Origin of the sequence: Dyadobacter pollutisoli (assembly GCF_026625565.1) — a bacterium.
Lineage (GTDB): Bacteria > Bacteroidota > Bacteroidia > Cytophagales > Spirosomataceae > Dyadobacter > Dyadobacter pollutisoli.
Map to the genome: position 1 here is coordinate 6236388 of NZ_CP112998.1, position 16102 is coordinate 6252489.

General features: G+C 44.6%; 16 protein-coding genes. 9 read left to right on the plus strand and 7 right to left on the minus strand.

What is annotated here, in order from left to right; all coding sequences use genetic code 11:
• Window positions 1-16: 16 nt before the first annotated feature.
• Window positions 17-1519 carry a cysteine--tRNA ligase gene (gene cysS, locus ON006_RS25680; protein ID WP_244824099.1) on the minus strand — a complete coding sequence of 501 codons (1503 nt, stop codon included), beginning with the start codon at window positions 1517-1519 and terminating at the stop codon, window positions 17-19.
• 20 nt (window positions 1520-1539) lie between these two features.
• Window positions 1540-1935, minus strand: coding sequence for a DUF5618 family protein (locus ON006_RS25685; protein WP_244824100.1), 396 nt, complete (start codon window positions 1933-1935; stop codon window positions 1540-1542).
• Between the two features lie 192 nt (window positions 1936-2127).
• Between ON006_RS25685 and ON006_RS25690 the strand changes: the two genes are divergently transcribed.
• The 3 genes from ON006_RS25690 to ON006_RS25700 all read left to right on the plus strand — a co-directional run bounded on the left by ON006_RS25690 (window position 2128) and on the right by ON006_RS25700 (window position 4562).
• The gene (locus tag ON006_RS25690) at window positions 2128-3045 is read left to right on the plus strand and encodes a PfkB family carbohydrate kinase (protein ID WP_244824101.1); all 918 of its coding nucleotides are present in this window, start codon (window positions 2128-2130) and stop codon (window positions 3043-3045) included.
• Window positions 3046-3165: 120 nt separating this feature from the next.
• Window positions 3166-3975: a glycerophosphodiester phosphodiesterase family protein gene (locus tag ON006_RS25695; protein ID WP_244824102.1), complete on the plus strand. Its 810-nt coding sequence runs from the start codon at window positions 3166-3168 to the stop codon at window positions 3973-3975.
• Between the two features lie 32 nt (window positions 3976-4007).
• On the plus strand, window positions 4008-4562 hold the full coding sequence (locus ON006_RS25700; protein WP_244824103.1) for a hypothetical protein: 555 nt from the start codon (window positions 4008-4010) through the stop codon (window positions 4560-4562).
• Here ON006_RS25700 and ON006_RS25705 read toward each other — a convergent pair.
• From ON006_RS25705 to kdsA, 4 genes are all read right to left on the minus strand, one after another.
• Window positions 4559-5098 (minus strand): DNA-3-methyladenine glycosylase I, encoded by a 540-nt coding sequence (locus tag ON006_RS25705; RefSeq protein ID WP_244824104.1) that lies wholly within the window; start codon window positions 5096-5098, stop codon window positions 4559-4561. The genes ON006_RS25700 and ON006_RS25705 overlap by 4 nt on opposite strands.
• A 38-nt stretch (window positions 5099-5136) precedes the next feature.
• Entirely contained in the window at window positions 5137-5595 is a 459-nt protein-coding gene (locus ON006_RS25710; RefSeq protein ID WP_244824105.1) for a GyrI-like domain-containing protein, read from the minus strand.
• Window positions 5596-5677: 82 nt separating this feature from the next.
• A complete protein-coding gene (locus ON006_RS25715; RefSeq protein ID WP_244824106.1) occupies window positions 5678-6274 on the minus strand; it encodes a phosphatase PAP2 family protein in 597 nt (198 codons plus the stop codon).
• A 68-nt stretch (window positions 6275-6342) separates the two neighbouring features.
• On the minus strand, window positions 6343-7155 hold the full coding sequence (kdsA, locus tag ON006_RS25720) for a 3-deoxy-8-phosphooctulonate synthase (protein WP_244824107.1): 813 nt from the start codon (window positions 7153-7155) through the stop codon (window positions 6343-6345).
• Window positions 7156-7385: 230 nt separating this feature from the next.
• On the opposite strand from kdsA, the gene ON006_RS25725 reads away from it, so the two are divergent.
• The 5 genes from ON006_RS25725 to ON006_RS25745 all read left to right on the plus strand — a co-directional run bounded on the left by ON006_RS25725 (window position 7386) and on the right by ON006_RS25745 (window position 12109).
• Window positions 7386-7622, plus strand: coding sequence for an acyl carrier protein (locus ON006_RS25725; RefSeq protein WP_015813362.1), 237 nt, complete (start codon window positions 7386-7388; stop codon window positions 7620-7622).
• Between the two features lie 44 nt (window positions 7623-7666).
• Window positions 7667-8920 carry a beta-ketoacyl-ACP synthase II gene (gene fabF / locus ON006_RS25730; protein ID WP_244824108.1) on the plus strand — a complete coding sequence of 418 codons (1254 nt, stop codon included), beginning with the start codon at window positions 7667-7669 and terminating at the stop codon, window positions 8918-8920.
• A gap of 14 nt (window positions 8921-8934) precedes the next feature.
• Entirely contained in the window at window positions 8935-9681 is a 747-nt protein-coding gene (rnc, locus tag ON006_RS25735; protein ID WP_244824109.1) for a ribonuclease III, read from the plus strand.
• Between the two features lie 247 nt (window positions 9682-9928).
• Window positions 9929-10360: an Hsp20/alpha crystallin family protein gene (locus ON006_RS25740; RefSeq protein ID WP_244824110.1), complete on the plus strand. Its 432-nt coding sequence runs from the start codon at window positions 9929-9931 to the stop codon at window positions 10358-10360.
• A gap of 216 nt (window positions 10361-10576) precedes the next feature.
• Window positions 10577-12109, plus strand: coding sequence for a Do family serine endopeptidase (locus ON006_RS25745; protein WP_244824111.1), 1533 nt, complete (start codon window positions 10577-10579; stop codon window positions 12107-12109).
• A gap of 72 nt (window positions 12110-12181) precedes the next feature.
• Here the strand turns inward: ON006_RS25745 and ON006_RS25750 are convergent, their stop codons facing one another.
• Window positions 12182-13801, minus strand: coding sequence for a pseudouridine synthase (locus ON006_RS25750; RefSeq protein WP_244824112.1), 1620 nt, complete (start codon window positions 13799-13801; stop codon window positions 12182-12184).
• Between the two features lie 302 nt (window positions 13802-14103).
• On the opposite strand from ON006_RS25750, the gene ON006_RS25755 reads away from it, so the two are divergent.
• A complete protein-coding gene (locus ON006_RS25755; RefSeq protein ID WP_244824113.1) occupies window positions 14104-16053 on the plus strand; it encodes an acetoacetate--CoA ligase in 1950 nt (649 codons plus the stop codon).
• Window positions 16054-16102: the final 49 nt, after the last annotated feature.

Genomic DNA, 16102 nt, shown 5'->3' on the forward strand with positions numbered 1-16102 from the left:
GCTGCGGCGCTTTTTATCATTCTTCATAGGCCCAGTCGATCCTTACTTTCGTATCGCGGATCACCAACCCCTGATTTTTGAAGTAAGAACGGATTTCATCTACTTTTTCGTAGTTCCGGGACAATTTAAATTCGCTGTACAATTTCAGCATACCGTCCAGAATGCCGTAACCTTCCGTCAATTCCTCTTTCAGGCCGAGCACATCCTCGAAGAAAATGACGAAATTTTCTTTCAGCGAGTTGAAAACATCCTCTCCCAGCTGGGCCGTTTTCAGCTGGCCCATATTGATCATATTAATGTATTTGAGCAAATTAAAAAGGTTAGCAAAAGCCACGGCAGTATTGAGGTCATCATTCATCGCGTTGTAAAAACCATCAATGGATTTCTCGACATCTGCTTTTTTGGCTTCATCTGCGGACACGCCATCTTCATGCACATAGGTCATCAATTTGGCATTTCTTAAACCATTAGCCAGCTTTTTGTAACCTTTATTAGCTGCTTTTAATGCTTCATTGGAAAAATCCAGCGTGCTTCGGTACTGACTTTGCAACATGAAAAAACGAACAGTCATGGGGCTGTACGCCTGATCCAGCAAGTCGTGATTTCCTGAGAACAGCTCAGCCGGAAGAAACGAATTTCCCAGTGATTTAGACATTTTCTGTCCGTTCACCGTCAGCATGTTGGTATGCATCCAGTAACGCACCGGTTCTTCACCGGTAAGCGATTTTCCTTGTGCGATCTCGCATTCATGATGGGGGAATTTCAAATCCATTCCGCCACCGTGAATGTCGAATTGTTTGCCTAAGTACTTGGCGCTCATGCAGGTACATTCGAGGTGCCACCCCGGAAAGCCCATTCCCCAGGGCGAATCCCACTGCATGATGTGTTCGGGGCTAGCCTTTTTCCAAAGTGCAAAATCCAGTGGATTGCGTTTTTCAGCCTGACCGTCCAGTTCGCGGGTTTCGTTCAAAAGGTCTTCGATGACGCGTCCGGAAAGTTTTCCATATTCGTTGCCGCCAGCCTGGTATTTATTGATATCAAAATATACGGAGCCATTGGACTCATAAGCCGAACCTTTCTCGATCAGTTTTTGCACCGCTTCGATTTGTTCGATGAGGTGACCCGTCGCAGTAGGCTCGATACTCGGAGGTACCAGGTTAAAAATGGCCGATACATCATGAAAATCGTTGGTATACCGTTGCACGATCTCCATAGGTTCAAGTTTTTGAAGCTTTGCCATCTTGCCGATCTTGTCCTCACCTTCCTCGCCGTCGCCCACCAAATGGCCTACGTCAGTGATATTTCTCACATAACGTACCTTATACCCAATATGCGTGAGGTATCTGTAAAGAATGTCGAAGGATAAAAATGTACGGATATTTCCTAAATGGACATTGTTGTAAACCGTAGGACCACACACATACATTCCGACATAGGGAGGCGCAATTGGTACAAATACATCCTTTTTACGGGTAAGTGTATTGAATATTTTAAGTGGCTGGAAAGTTTGTGCGGTCATTTATATTTTTACTTTCTGAATTACTGGTTCTTCAATTGAGTTTTTGTTAGGCGCGTTTCGACCCAATCTATTATTTTTTCGGCTTGCTGCAGTCCTAGTGAAGCTAGTTGGGCACTTTTGGCTCCCTGGTAACCCATGTCAATGTGCAGTATTTGGTAAGCTGTTGCAAATCTTGATAACAGGCTTTTGTCGATGCTTCTCAGTTCTTGCTGATACCACTCGACGCTTCTTGATGTTTTTTTATTCTTTTCTCCCAAAAGCTCATTTAGCGCCAACAGAATACCTGTATATGCAGTGTGTCCAGCGATCTTGACATATTTTTTGTCATAATAAATCCCGTCTTCCTTTTTTGCGTTGTTGCTGAGAAATCCTTTTGCATTGTCAATGCGCCTTCTTGCTTCTGAGGTTGCTTCCATTAGTATGTGTCGATAGTGAAGGATAAAATTCGATAGTTTACAAAAATAGCAAATAACCTATGATTGATTAGTAACTGTTTAGCAGAAAGCTAATGGGCAAAGTCGCTATTCGGTCGTTTTGATTATCTTCGCAGCGTTTTTATAACAAAGGCCCAGTTTGAAACTAACTTAAAATCAATACAGTACTTATTTATGAGTTTACTAACCGTAGGATCTGTTGCATTCGATGCGCTCGAAACCCCATTTGGAAAAACAGACAAAATTATTGGCGGTGCAGCCACTTATATCACACTAGCAGCATCTTATTTTACCAAAGAAAATAACCTGGTAGCAGTAGTTGGAGGTGATTTTCCAAAAGAAATGATTGACCTGCTGGAAGATCACGGTGTAAGTACTGAGGGGCTTGAAATCGTTCAGGATGGTAAAACGTTCTTCTGGTCAGGTAAGTACCACGAAGATATGAACACCCGTGATACCCTGATCACAGAGTTGAATGTAATGGAACATTTCGATCCGATCATTCCTGAATCTTACCAGGGAACTGAATTTTTGATGCTGGGTAACACGGTACCTGCCACTCAGAAACTGGTGATCGAACGGATGGCGAAACGCCCGAAGCTGATCATGCTTGATACCATGAACCTGTGGATGAATATCGCATTGGATGACCTGAAATCGGTTCTGAAACTGGTTGACTTGATCACTATTAATGATGAAGAGGCTCGCCAGCTATCGGGAGAATTTTCTCTACGCAAGGCAGCTGCCAAGATCATGGCAATGGGGCCGAAAACATTGATCATTAAAAAAGGAGAGCACGGCGCATTGTTGTTCCAGGAAGACAGGATTTTCTTCGCACCAGCTTTGCCGCTGGAAGAAGTTTTCGACCCAACCGGAGCTGGCGATACATTTGCGGGAGGATTTATCGGTTATCTGGCGAGTACAGATGATATTTCTTTCGAAAATATGAAACGCGCGATCATTTATGGTTCTGCAATGGCTTCTTTCTGCGTTGAGAAATTCGGAACAGAACGTTTGGTTAACCTGACTCAGGAGGAAATCAATGCAAGGGTTCAGGATTTTGTGAACCTTTCCAGTTTTGAGATACAATAAATGAGTTTAAAGTTGATGAGTCTATGAGTTGAGAGAAAGGTATTCTTTTGCTTGTGGACTCATTTTTTTGCCTCAAACCCTCATTAATAGCCCATAGAAAAAGATTTAAATGCAATGAATATGTTCATCCGAAATATCAGCGCTACCCTGGTTCTCTTCGCTGCGACTCTGTCGGCCAATGCGCAGCATCATCCGACATTGCCTCATGTAAAGAATAAAATCGTCGTCATTTCGCACCGCGGTAACCATGTGGAGGCTCCCGAAAATACATTAGCATCCACGAAAGAAGCCATAGCATGCGGCGCGGATTATGTGGAAGTGGATCTGAGGACGACGAAGGACGGGCATTTGGTTGTTTTGCACGATGCCAAAGTGGACAGGACTACCAACGGAACAGGTATGGTAGCGAACATGACGCTCGAAGAAGTGGAAGATTTACAGGTTTTTAACCGAAATAAAAAAACGCACAGGGTTCCTCAATTTAAAGAACTCCTGGCGATTTGTAAAGGTAAAATCAACATCTATCTGGATTTCAAAGAGGCTGATGTTGCGGAGAGTTGGCGGCAGATCAAGGCGGCAGGAATGGAAAAACATGTGGTGGTGTACCTGAACAAAGAGGCACAGTACCATCAATGGAAAGAAGTTGCTCCGGAGGTTCCCTTAATGACCAGCCTGCCGAAGGATGTTACAACCAGCGAACAGCTGGCCGATTTCCTGAAAAAACTGCACGTGCAGGTGCTGGATAATGTCGCCAGTCCCGAAATGGTAAAGGCCGCAAATAGTCATGACGTCGCTGTCTGGCTGGATGTGCAAAGTCCCACCGAAGGACCCACATCGTGGAAAGAAGCACTGAATAAAGGTGTGCAAGGCTTGCAGACGGATAAACCGGCTGATATGGTTTCGTTTATTAAAACACTTGATACTAATTGAGTTAGAGAATAAATCAGTACACTCCTTTCACCATGAAAATAGCAATTGCATTTATCGGCGTTATTTTCATGGTAACTAGCTGCATTTCCAAATCCACAAATACATCAGCTACGGATTCGTCTGTAAAATCAGTGAAGCCCCAAGCTAGGTCGTATATCATGTATACGGACATAGAACCTGACATAGATCCTTTTATTGAGGTAAAAGGAATAACTGAAAAAGACATCCGGCATTTATTTGAGAAGATGCTTGTCGCTGACCAGCAGTACCGTGACAGTCTTTACAATGGAAACAAGAATAATGAAGCATTCTATTCCAAAAAAATCAGTGTAAATGATGAAGCTAACCTTATAATTCTAGATAAAATTGTTCAGGAGTTTGGCTGGCCTGAGATTAGTGTCTTTGGAGCAAAGGCAGCTGAGACCTCCTGGCTGATAGTTTGGCACCAGCGAGGCAGAAGACACATCCTATGTAAATATTTTGATCTGATGGAAAGTGCTGTTGCAAGGAAAGAAATGAATGCTGCTTCATTCAATCACATAAAGGTAGCGGTCGAGCAACTATCACCCGATCAGATTGCTTATTAATTTGATGCTACATGAATGCTTGAATAAACCGGGCAGTCAACATCATGAGCGCCGGGGAGGTAGCCGGTACTCATCAAAAATTCGTTGACGATTTCGCCGCCGGTAAATTTGAATGTCTTTTTGAAAAGCTTCACCCATTCCAGCTTGGTTAATGGGTGATTGGCGTCCAGCCAGCCTTTGAAGGAGCCGAATTCCTCTTTCAATTCCAGTATTTTCTGCGCATTCACGATCGCAGCATTGATTTTCAGACGATTCCGGATAATTCCGGGATCTTGTAAAAGTCTCTCGCGATCATTTTCATCGTATGCTGCGACTTTTTCAATTGAAAAGTTGCTATAAGCAGAACGGAAACTCTCCTGCTTGCGAAGCATTAATAGCCAGCTCAGACCTGCCTGATTAATTTCCAAAAGCAATCGTCCAAACAACTCGTCATCATTGTCGATTGGAAAACCGTACTGATGGTCGTGGTAATGCTTATGAAGCAGATAGTCAGCTTCTTCTGAAATGTTGTTGTTGACGTAAGTGCAATATGACATGCTAAGTGTTATGCTTGAATGAGATGACGATCCATGTGTTATTTCAAAATTCCGATCTGAATTTCGGTGGTGTTCCTGTCGGGATTTTCGAAATCCAGATTAATGTAAATTTCGCGGTTTTCGCCAGACATTGTCAAATTGTTGGACAGAATTGCAGGAATGAGTTGGCCATAAACTTCTCGGAATCCATCCCATCCACCGTAAAGCTGATCGGTCGCACATTCGAACTTTTCCAGGTATTTTGTACGAAATTCAGAGTTTGCCAGTTCAGGTTTCGGCGAAACCGGCAGGGCTATTGTCAATGTAAAAACAGTTTCAGGGTTGCCGTCTGCTCCGTTATATATCCAGTAAACAGGGCCGGTGATCTCCAAATCGTTCTTGACAGCATCCCGGTACAGCGCGTGTGCAACGTGACGTATATGTTCGGAAATTTCATTGAATGAAGTCTGTGTTTCGAAATACAGGACATGAATTGGCTGAATGGTTTTGAGCTGCATGTTGCGGTCGTTTAATTTGTTTGGTACAAATGAAGCGGTGGCGAGTGACAACCCTATGTCAGCAGATTTCGTAAGCCTTAAATTAATGTTTCATCCGCCGAACCTTTTGCTGCAGCCAGGGATAGCTGATATATAGTACTTTTGTCGCCCCAATGCCTATCCCTGCTCCCATGAGCACATCTGCCAGCCAATGCTTGTTGTTGAGAACACGTAATGCACCTACCGCTGTGGCAGTACCGTATCCGCCAATGCTGTAAAGCACGCTCCGCTGCCCGTATTCCTCGTGCAAAAGCGTAGCGTTGGTGAAAGCAGTCGTAGAATGACCCGATGGAAAAGAATGATAATCCTCACCATTAGGCCGCGGATAACGCACAATTCTCTTCAAACTCTGGGTGACTCCCTGCGCTACCAGATTGGACAGCAAAGCGAGAATAACCTGGTCGCCCAGTGAATGCTTTCCTTTTACGCCGGAGGCCGCAAGGCTCAAACTGATCACGCCAGGGGCATATGGAAGGTACTCGTCCACGTTCGAATGAAAGTTCGAGTATTTGGAAACAACATTCTCCTGCAAGTGCCTGCTGATCTTACCCTGTACGATCAGGCCCGCTATGCCCAGGGAAACCGGCGGGATCACATCGCCAGCTTTGACGACCCAGAGCGTGGAATCTCTTTGCGCCAAAGCTTCCTGGTTGAAAAAATTACAGCACAGAAGAAAACATAACAAATGTATCCGGGCAAATTTTAGCATCATAGGATCGCTTCTCTCACACGTACCAGTCTTTCCAAAAGCCCTTCCAGCTGATCCAGCGGCAACATATTGGCACCATCGGATTTTGCTTCGGCAGGATTAAAATGAGTTTCTATAAAGAGCCCGTCCGCACCGACAGCGATTGCAGCTTTGGCAATGGTCTCGATCAGCTTCGGTTTGCCGCCTGTGACACCGGAAGTTTGGTTAGGCTGCTGTAATGAATGCGTACAATCCATCACAATGGGCACACCGAATGAAGCCATTTCAGGTAGATTACGGTAATCGACAATGAGGTCTCCGTAACCAAAACTATTTCCACGGTCCGTTAAAATTACCTGGCAGTCGGGATTTACTTCATTGATTTTTTCAACAGCAAATTTCATGGAACCACCAGAAAGAAACTGCCCTTTTTTTACATTGACAGCCTTTCCGGTCCTCGCAGCCGCTGCCAGCAATTCCGTTTGCCGACATAAAAACGCGGGAATTTGAAGTACATCTACATACTCAGCCGCCAGTGCAGCTTCGTGAGACTCGTGGATATCGGTAACGGTAGGTATGCCAAAAGTCTGGTGAACTTCCTGTAGTATTTTCAGCGCTTTTTCATCGCCTATGCCCGTAAATGAGTCAATTTTGGTCCTGTTGGCCTTACGGTACGAGCCTTTGAAAATATATGGAATGCTGAGGCGGTCGGTAATGTTGACGATATGTTCAGCGATTCGGAGTGCCATATCGCGGCCTTCGATCGCGCAGGGGCCCGCCATCAGGAAAAATTGAGGGGAATCCGTGTTTTTTAAATCAGGTATTGAAATCATACTGACATTAATCTGTGAACAATAAAAGTTTCGCGAATGTACAGTTATCCGTAATGTTCTCTATATGATGTATAGATTTCTTGAAACTTAACCCGGGTAAGCATTTGATTTTCTGCTTTTTTTATTTTCAGCACACGGCATGCAATAAAATGAACCGACTAAAAAAATTTTGAAAAAGTGAACTGAAATATCTTTCTTTGTTGCGATTTTAACCAAAAAGTGATTATAAAATGTCAGCAATTGCAGAAAGAGTTAAGCAAATTATCGTCGAGAAACTCGGCGTAGAAGAGTCGGAGGTTACACCGGAAGCAAACTTCCAGAACGACTTGGGAGCGGACTCTCTAGATACCGTTGAATTGATTATGGAGTTTGAAAAAGAATTCAATCTATCTATCCCTGATGATCAGGCAGAGAACATTGGTACAGTTGGCCAGGCTGTTGCATATCTGGAAGAAAACGTGAAGTAATTCGGTTTCTTTGCTGTATCATCTTCTATTTCTGTCCCAATTTTATGAGTTTTAAGCGAGTTGTAATTACAGGAATGGGTGCATTGACACCCATCGGGAATGATGTTTCTACCTTTTGGACAAATTTGGTTGCAGGTGTAAGCGGTGCAGCACCTATCACGCGTTTCGATGCTGAAAAGTTTCGGACCCGTTTTGCCTGCGAGATAAAAGGTCTGGATATCAACAATTACATCCCTCGGCAGGAAGCCCGTAAAATGGACCCTTTTGCACAGTACGCCGTCATTGCTGCTGATGAAGCAATGAAGGACGCCGGCTTTGACGCAGATACGCTTGATCTCGACAAAGCCGGTGTTATTTGGGGTACCGGAATTGGCGGTTTGAAAACTTTCGAAGACGAGGTAATCAACTACGCCGAAAATGGTAAAACCCCGCGGTTTAATCCATTCTTCATTCCAAAAATGATCGTGGATAGCGCCTCAGGAGTACTTTCTATCCGTTATGGATTCCGGGGGCCTAATTTCATCACAGTTTCCGCCTGTGCTTCTGCTACTAATGCATTAATCGATGCCTTTAATTATATCAAGCTTGGCATGATGAATGTCTGCATCTCGGGAGGTTCCGAAGCAGCTGTTACCATTGCAGGGGTTGGAGGTTTCAATGCATTGAAAGCATTATCAGAAAGAAACGATTCTCCGGAAACCGCCTCGCGTCCTTACGACAAAGAAAGAGACGGATTCGTACTTGGAGAAGGTGGTGCAGCTCTTATTCTGGAAGAACTCGAACATGCAAAAGCGAGAGGAGCCAAAATATATGCTGAAATGATCGGTGCCGGAATGTCATCCGATGCCTACCATATTACCGCTCCGCACCCAGAAGGTTTGGGTGCCCACATTGTAATGAAAAATGCGGTTGAGAACGCCGGCATCAAACCGGAGGATATCGACTACATCAATACCCACGGGACTTCTACCCCGATTGGTGATCCACAGGAGATCAAAGCCATCGAGAAATTTTTCGGTGACCACGCCTATGAATTGAACATTAGCTCTACCAAATCCATGACCGGCCACTTATTGGGCGGGGCGGGAGCGATAGAAGCTGCGGCCTGTATCATGGCGATCAAGGATCAGATTATCCCACCCACTATCAATCATTTTACCGACGATCCGGAAATTAATCCAAGATTGAACCTTACCTTCAACAAGGCTCAGAAAAGAAATGTTAATATTGCACTCAGCAATACATTTGGTTTTGGAGGGCACAATGCGTCAGTCATTTTCAAAAAGTATGAAGACTGATTAACTTTTTACAATTGGCAAAGCGAATTCTTATACCGATACTCTCTCTTTTCAGAACCGGAAGTGCTGAGGATAAAAAATTTAAGGAATCGATTGCTCATGTAATTGGCGACCGGCCTTCCAATCTTGGCGTGTACCAGCTCGCATTTCGCCATACTTCCGCTTCCAGAGAAACAGCCATCAAGGGTTTTCGTGAGTCCAATGAAAGACTGGAATATCTCGGAGATGCTGTTTTGGGTATGGTCGTAGCCGAATTTCTTTTTACCAAATATCCCTACAAAGACGAAGGTTTTCTGACCGAGATCCGTTCCAGGATTGTAAACCGCGAGTCTCTCAATCAAATTTCAAGAAAGCTTGGTCTCGATCGGCTGATCGAATATGATGGCAACCGGCGTGGAATGTCACCGAGATCTTCTATGTACGGCGACGCACTGGAAGCATTTGTTGGAGCTATTTACCTGGATAAAGGTTTTCGGTTTACCCGGACTTTTATCATCAGCAAACTTATCACACATTACGACCTGGACAACATTATCCAGAACAATGCGAACTTCAAAAGCCTCATCATTGAATGGGCGCAACGCGAAGGCAAAGAGATCCGTTTCGAAATTTTGGAAGAAAGGGGCACACGTCATCACCGCGAATTCATTTCTCAGATCCTCGTTAATGACGAGCCATTTGCTACTGGCAATGGCTTTACGAAGAAAAAAGCGGAACAATCAGCTTCCGAGCAAGCCTGCGCTTTACTTGATTTAAAATAAGCCTTACTTCTTTTAGAATTCTATTGCTAGTCAATTGCTAGTCAATGTTTGGCGATCCGGACATTTTGTGCCGTTATGTTTTGATAAAATCGGTCATTATGTCATTATATTTTCAATTTTGAACAAAATAGCGACATTTTGTCCGGTATTTTTAGTGTTTTATCAAAAGGTATAGAAGTTGATAATAACAGTGCATAAACCGCGACGGTTAAAACTGAAATTTAAAAACAACAAAAACCTTATAACAATGAGCACATTAGTCAAAACACATTTTGCAGGTCCATCTTATTTGAACGGATTTTTTGGTAAGGATCTATTAAATGAATTCAACACGCCTGCTTTCTCGGGAAGTGTACCAGCTGTAAATGTTATTGAAAGTAAAGAAGGGTTCCGCATTGAAGTGGCCGCCCCTGGTTTACAAAAATCAGATTTCAAATTGAATCTTGAAAAAAACCAGTTGACCATTTCCGCCCAAAAAGAACAAAAAGAAGAGGATACCAATGAGAAGTACACCCGCAAAGAGTTCAAGTACTCTTCGTTCCAACGTACATTCACATTGCCTAATTCAGTGGACGGCGATAAAATCGAAGCTAGTTATTCCGAAGGCATTTTGAGCGTGGCATTGCCAAAACGCGAGGAAGCTAAGGAAAAACCTGCCCGTGCGATTGAAGTTGCCTGATCCTTTGGGAATTAGGAAAAGGCGTTATTTGCGAAAATAACGCCTTTTTTATGAGCAGGGCAGGATACAAAATTCTCATATTCGTCTGGCAGGATATTTTAGTAATTATCAAATACGATATCTTTGTTAAAATATGTTAAATGAGCTGGACACGGGAATAAATTGTTATTTGCTTTGCGTTATTCATTCACAAAAATATAACCCCAACATATGTCTATGAAAACAAATTGGAAAGGTTTAGTGTTGGTTGGGTTGATTTCTAGTGCATCAACTCTTGCTGGCTTTAAACTACTTGGTAATGATAGTGATAGAGATGTAATTTTTAAAGAAGCTCCATCCGAGTCTATTAACCGCTTTACATCGACCGGTGCGCCAGTTGGTGCTCCTGGTGATTTCGTATACGCCGCTGAGGCGACCACACCGACGGTAGTGCATATTAAGTCCACCATGACACGCCAGGCTTCCAGAAGTCAGCAACAGATCCCAGATATATTCAGAGATTTTTTTGGTGACGATTTTGGAGGAGGCCAACGGGGGCCTCAGTCCCAGGAAGCTTCCGGCTCAGGCGTCATCATTTCCCCCGACGGATACATTGTAACCAACAACCACGTGGTGGAAGGTGCCCAGGAACTGGAAGTGACCCTACATAACAAAGGTAAATTCAGGGCGAAAGTGATTGGTGCTGACCCTTCTACGGATATCGCAGTGATTAAAATCGAGGCCAAGGATCTGCCAGCGGTAACCTTAGGAAATTCTGACGCTGTGAAAGTTGGCGAATGGGTTGTAGCGGTAGGAAATCCATTTAACCTCGAATCAACTGTAACAGCTGGTATCGTAAGTGCAAAAGGTCGTGGTTTGGGAATCATTGGTCAGTCAAGCCGCCGCAATGGTGTGACGCCAGCATCGACGGCCGCAGGTGATTCACCATTGGAATCATTCATTCAGACCGATGCAGTTGTAAACCCTGGTAACAGTGGTGGTGCGTTGGTTAACCTCAAAGGAGAGCTGATCGGTATCAACACAGCGATTGCCAGCCCTACCGGAAGCTTTGCTGGTTATGCGTTCGCAGTTCCTTCGAGCATTGTTAAGAAGGTATCGAGCGATCTGATCAAATTCGGAAATGTTCAACGCGGTTACCTCGGAATTGCCCTGGATGATCTGGACAGCAGAAAAGCAGAAGAATATGGCGTGAAAGTGAATGACGGTGTATATGTTCGTGAATTCACCGAAAATAGCGCAGCGAAGGCAGGCGGAGTAAGCAAAGGTGATGTGATCGTGAAAGTAGACGGAATGGACATTCACTCAATTCCTGAACTGCAACAATCCATTGGTTTGCATAAGCCTGGCGATAAAGTTAATCTGACTGTGAACCGTGACGGTAAAGAGAAAGACCTTCCGATTACATTACGTAACCGTACTGGTGGTTCTGAGATCATCAAACGTGACGAAACAGCAGCGGTTATGAACACCCTCGGAGCCCAGTTTGGTAATCTGAGTGATACTGAAAAACAACGTCTTACCCGTTACAAAATAGATGGCGGAGTGAAAGTACTCTCCATTGACGGTGGCAAATTTGCCCGCTCGCAAGTGGAAGAAGGCTTCATCATTACCAAAGTGAATGGAAAGACTGTTCGGTCTGTGAAAGAATTCGAATCCGCGATTGCCGGAAAAGAAGAATCAATGGTGCAGTTTGAAGGACTTTATCCTGACGCTCCATATGATGTTTACTCATTCGGATTCAGGATGTAACATATATTGGTTCAAATGCAAAAAAGGTGCGATTGTTAACATCGCACCTTTTTTGTTATGTAATTCGGTCGGTTAGAGCAAAAATTTCAGCTTTACAACTTCCTTTTCACTCAAAAACCGCCACTTACCGCGAGGCAGATCTTTTTTGTTCAATCCTGCAAAAACGGTACGGTCCAGCTTCTGAACTTCGTATCCCATGTGTTCGAACATGCGACGAACGATACGGTTGCGTCCGCTGTGGATTTCCAAACCTACCACCATTGCATCCGGTGTTACAATTCCAACTTCATCAGGTCGGATAAATCCGTCTTCGAGTTCAAGTCCATGCTGCAACAATTCGAAATCTTCGGTAGTAATGGGCTTGTCCAGCTCGGCCTGGTATATTTTCTTGATACCCCCCGAAGGGTGCGTCAGCTTTTCAGCTAATTCTCCATCGTTGGTCAAGAGCAGCAGGCCAGTTGTATTTCTGTCCAGCCTTCCTACCGGATACACACGTTCAGAACAAGCACCCTGAATCAGGTCCAGAACCGTTTTACGTTCTTCCGGATCGTCGGTTGTTGTGATGTAATCTTTCGGCTTGTTGATCAGGATATAAACCATTTTTTCAGGGTTCAATGCCTTCTTACCGTATTTTACAACATCGGTACGATGAACTTTATAGCCCATTTCGGTAACTGTCTTACCATTTACCGAAATCTGGCCCGAAGAGATCAGATCGTCAGCTTCACGTCTTGAACAAATACCAGCATTGGCAATGTACCGGTTCAGACGAATTTCTTCATTTTCTTCCTTCTTCTTTTTTGGAGCATTCTTTTTTTCGTACTCCGACAAATTATATCGTGGGGCACTTTCAAAACGTCCTACCCGGCGGTCTACTCCACTGCGGTCTTCGGTTGGCGCTGAATGATCCTCTTTCGGTTCGCGCTCTCTGAAATTCCGGGGAGCGGATGCGTCAGAATCGTCTTTTTTTTTAAAAGCAGGACGATCCTGTCTGTCTCGGGGCGGAAAAGAACGCTCTCCACGATCCGATTCAGTTCTTGGTTTGAATTCACGTGAGCTGCTATTTCCGGCAAAACGGGGCCTTTCAGCTCTGTCGCTATTAAATGGACGTTCACTACGATCCGAATCAGTTCTTGGCTTGAATTCCCTTGAATCATTTTCGCGATCGAAACGTGGACGTTCAGGTTTGTCGCCAAATGCGCGTCTTACGCCTTTTGGCTTATTATCATCCCGCGGCCTGTCATTTTCCCTTGGTCTGAACTCGCCCCTTGGCTTGTATTCTTCTCTTGGCTTAAACGGGCGAGAATCTCTGTCAGAACTGGTTTTTCCAAACTCTTTTCTCTCACCGCCACGATTCTCACCATCGCGGTTGAATGTACGTGGTCTGTCGGAAGCAGGTTTGCCCTCACCATATTTGCGGAATTCCGGCTTGTCGAAACGCGGCCTTTCAGTACGCGGTTTTTCATGGTCAAAATTCGGCCTGGTTCTAGGTCCTGTATTTTCTGTGCTGGAATCGGCCCTCCTTAAACTTGATTTTTTAATGCTGGGCTTGCTGAAACGGCTCTCTGCTTCTGGCCGTGCTTTCTTAAACGGACGGGCTGCACCGTCATTGCTTTTGCGGAAGGAACCTGTCCCACCGTTCGAAGGACGCGAAGCGCCGGCTTCCTTCGAATTGGTTGTTCTTTTTCTCATTAGGAATGCAGTATCACTACTGGAATTTTTTCCTCTTAGCAAATTTACCGTGTAACTGATGGTGATTTTATTGGTAATCAACTTTATAAGTTGCCACTAAAATCAGTTAACTAACGTATCTGATGATCAGAGTACTAGTAATTTTAAAATTTTAGGCAACAAAGATACGGTAATTTTTTGAGTAAATATTTTTGTTTCTATTTATGCCAAAAATGATAACGGAACGTTTATAAGTACTATCGTAGAAAAGGGCCTTAAAACCTGTTTTCACCTATCTAGACCTTCATTTTAAAGTATTGAATATGTCGACCGACGTTCAGGCCCAACCTTTATGGAAACCCGGAAAAGCTTTGCTGGAACAATCCAATCTCAAAAAATACATGGATTGGCTATTTGTGAAAAAGGGACTCTATTTTCGTTCTTATCATGACTTGTGGGAATGGTCGGTAACGGACCTGGAAGACTTCTGGGAAAGCCTGTGGCAGTACTACAATATCAAATCACACGACCTGTATCTGGAAGTTCTGCAAAAGACATTGAGTGGAATGATTGGTACCAAATGGTTTACCCGCTCGAAGCTTAATTATGCTGAACATATTTTCAGGAATAAAACCAAAGATCGGCCTGCGATCATTTTTCAATCCGAACAATCCGAATTAAGAGAAATTTCCTGGGACACGCTGGAAGCGGAAGTAGCCGCGGTAGCAACCTGGCTGAAACAAAGAGGCGTGAAGCCTGGCGACCGCGTGGCAGGCGTGCTACCTAACATTCCGCAGGCCGTCGTCGCTTTTCTGGCTACTAATGCGGTAGGCGCCGTCTGGTCGTCCTGCTCTCCTGATTTTGGAAAAGCAGCCATTACCGAGCGTTTTTCGCAGATTGAGCCCAAAGTACTGTTCATTGCGGACGGGTACGCCTACAATGGAAAAACATACGATATCACTTCGTTTGCGCAGGATTTATCGTTTTCGCTGCCCAGCGTAAAGGATACCGTGCTGGTGACTAACATTCATTCCGAAACCAGGCCGGACCGTTTTACAGCCTGGGAAGATATCCTGCATTTGCAACATTTCGGCATTGATTTTGAACCTGTTCCATTTGACCATCCGATCTGGATCCTCTATTCTTCCGGTACCACAGCGCAGCCCAAAGCCATCACGCACAGCGTTGGCGGCTGCCTGATCGAGCATTTGAAAGCATTGACATTACATCAGAATGTGAAACCAGGCGACCGGTATTTCTGGTACTCCACCACCGGCTGGATGATGTGGAATTATGCACTAGGGTCAATGCTGTGCGGGGCCACGCTCGTGATGTACGACGGCGCGCCCACGTATCCGTCATCGCAAGTACTTTGGACTTTGGCCGAAAAAGCAAAGATTACACACTTCGGAAGCGGAGCGGCGTATTTTATTGCGTCTATGAAAAGCGGGGTAAGCATTACTTCTGAAAGGCTCAACAATCTGGAAACAATCGGATCTACCGGATCACCACTACCGCCCGAAGTGTACGAGTGGATATATAAGCATGTCAAGAAGGATGTGTGGCTGATCTCGTTGAGCGGAGGCACTGATGTATGCAGCGCATTTGTGGGTGGCTGCCCGATTCTGCCTGTCTACGCAGGAGAGATTCAATGTAGAATGCTCGGTTGCAAAATCGAAGCTTTTGACGATAACGGCAAGCCGGTGCTCGACGAATTGGGAGAAATGGTGATCACACAACCCATGCCGTCTATGCCCATTTATTTTTGGAATGACCACGACGACGAACGATACCTGAGCAGCTACTTTGAAATGTACCCGAATGTATGGAGGCATGGCGACTGGATTAAGATTACTTCCAGAAAGTCTGTGATCATTTACGGCCGGTCGGATGCTACGCTGAACCGTGGCGGCGTGAGGATCGGTACGGCGGAGATTTATCGTGCAGTAGAGAGCATTCCGGACGTGAAAGACAGTCTGGCCGTGTACCTTGAAAAGGAGAGTGGTGAGGGCACGATCTCATTATTTGTGGTATTGACAAATGACAAAATCTTGACAGAGGATTTAAAATCGCAGATTAAGAATGCATTGCGCACTCAATACAGCCCCCGCCACGTACCCGATACTATTGAGCAGGTGAACGATATTCCCTATACGATCAACGGCAAGAAAATGGAGGCTCCAATGAAAAGAATTTTAATGGGTCAGGATCCTGCCAAAGTTATCAATATGGATACGATGCGAAATCCAGAGTCCCTGAAGGCTTTTGTTTAACGCTGATTTTCATTTGCATTAAGCAACCAAAATTGTTTACTTCACGTTA

Coding starts and splice junctions, on each gene's coding strand:
- cysS (WP_244824099.1), bottom strand. CDS start 1,519: ATGACCGCACAAACTTTCCAGCCACTTAAAATATTCAATACACTTACC.
- ON006_RS25685 (WP_244824100.1), bottom strand. CDS start 1,935: ATGGAAGCAACCTCAGAAGCAAGAAGGCGCATTGACAATGCAAAAGGA.
- ON006_RS25690 (WP_244824101.1), top strand. CDS start 2,128: ATGAGTTTACTAACCGTAGGATCTGTTGCATTCGATGCGCTCGAAACC.
- ON006_RS25695 (WP_244824102.1), top strand. CDS start 3,166: ATGTTCATCCGAAATATCAGCGCTACCCTGGTTCTCTTCGCTGCGACT.
- ON006_RS25700 (WP_244824103.1), top strand. CDS start 4,008: ATGAAAATAGCAATTGCATTTATCGGCGTTATTTTCATGGTAACTAGC.
- ON006_RS25705 (WP_244824104.1), bottom strand. CDS start 5,098: ATGTCATATTGCACTTACGTCAACAACAACATTTCAGAAGAAGCTGAC.
- ON006_RS25710 (WP_244824105.1), bottom strand. CDS start 5,595: ATGCAGCTCAAAACCATTCAGCCAATTCATGTCCTGTATTTCGAAACA.
- kdsA (WP_244824107.1), bottom strand. CDS start 7,155: ATGATTTCAATACCTGATTTAAAAAACACGGATTCCCCTCAATTTTTC.
- ON006_RS25725 (WP_015813362.1), top strand. CDS start 7,386: ATGTCAGCAATTGCAGAAAGAGTTAAGCAAATTATCGTCGAGAAACTC.
- fabF (WP_244824108.1), top strand. CDS start 7,667: ATGAGTTTTAAGCGAGTTGTAATTACAGGAATGGGTGCATTGACACCC.
- ON006_RS25740 (WP_244824110.1), top strand. CDS start 9,929: ATGAGCACATTAGTCAAAACACATTTTGCAGGTCCATCTTATTTGAAC.
- ON006_RS25745 (WP_244824111.1), top strand. CDS start 10,577: ATGAAAACAAATTGGAAAGGTTTAGTGTTGGTTGGGTTGATTTCTAGT.
- ON006_RS25750 (WP_244824112.1), bottom strand. CDS start 13,801: ATGAGAAAAAGAACAACCAATTCGAAGGAAGCCGGCGCTTCGCGTCCT.
- ON006_RS25755 (WP_244824113.1), top strand. CDS start 14,104: ATGTCGACCGACGTTCAGGCCCAACCTTTATGGAAACCCGGAAAAGCT.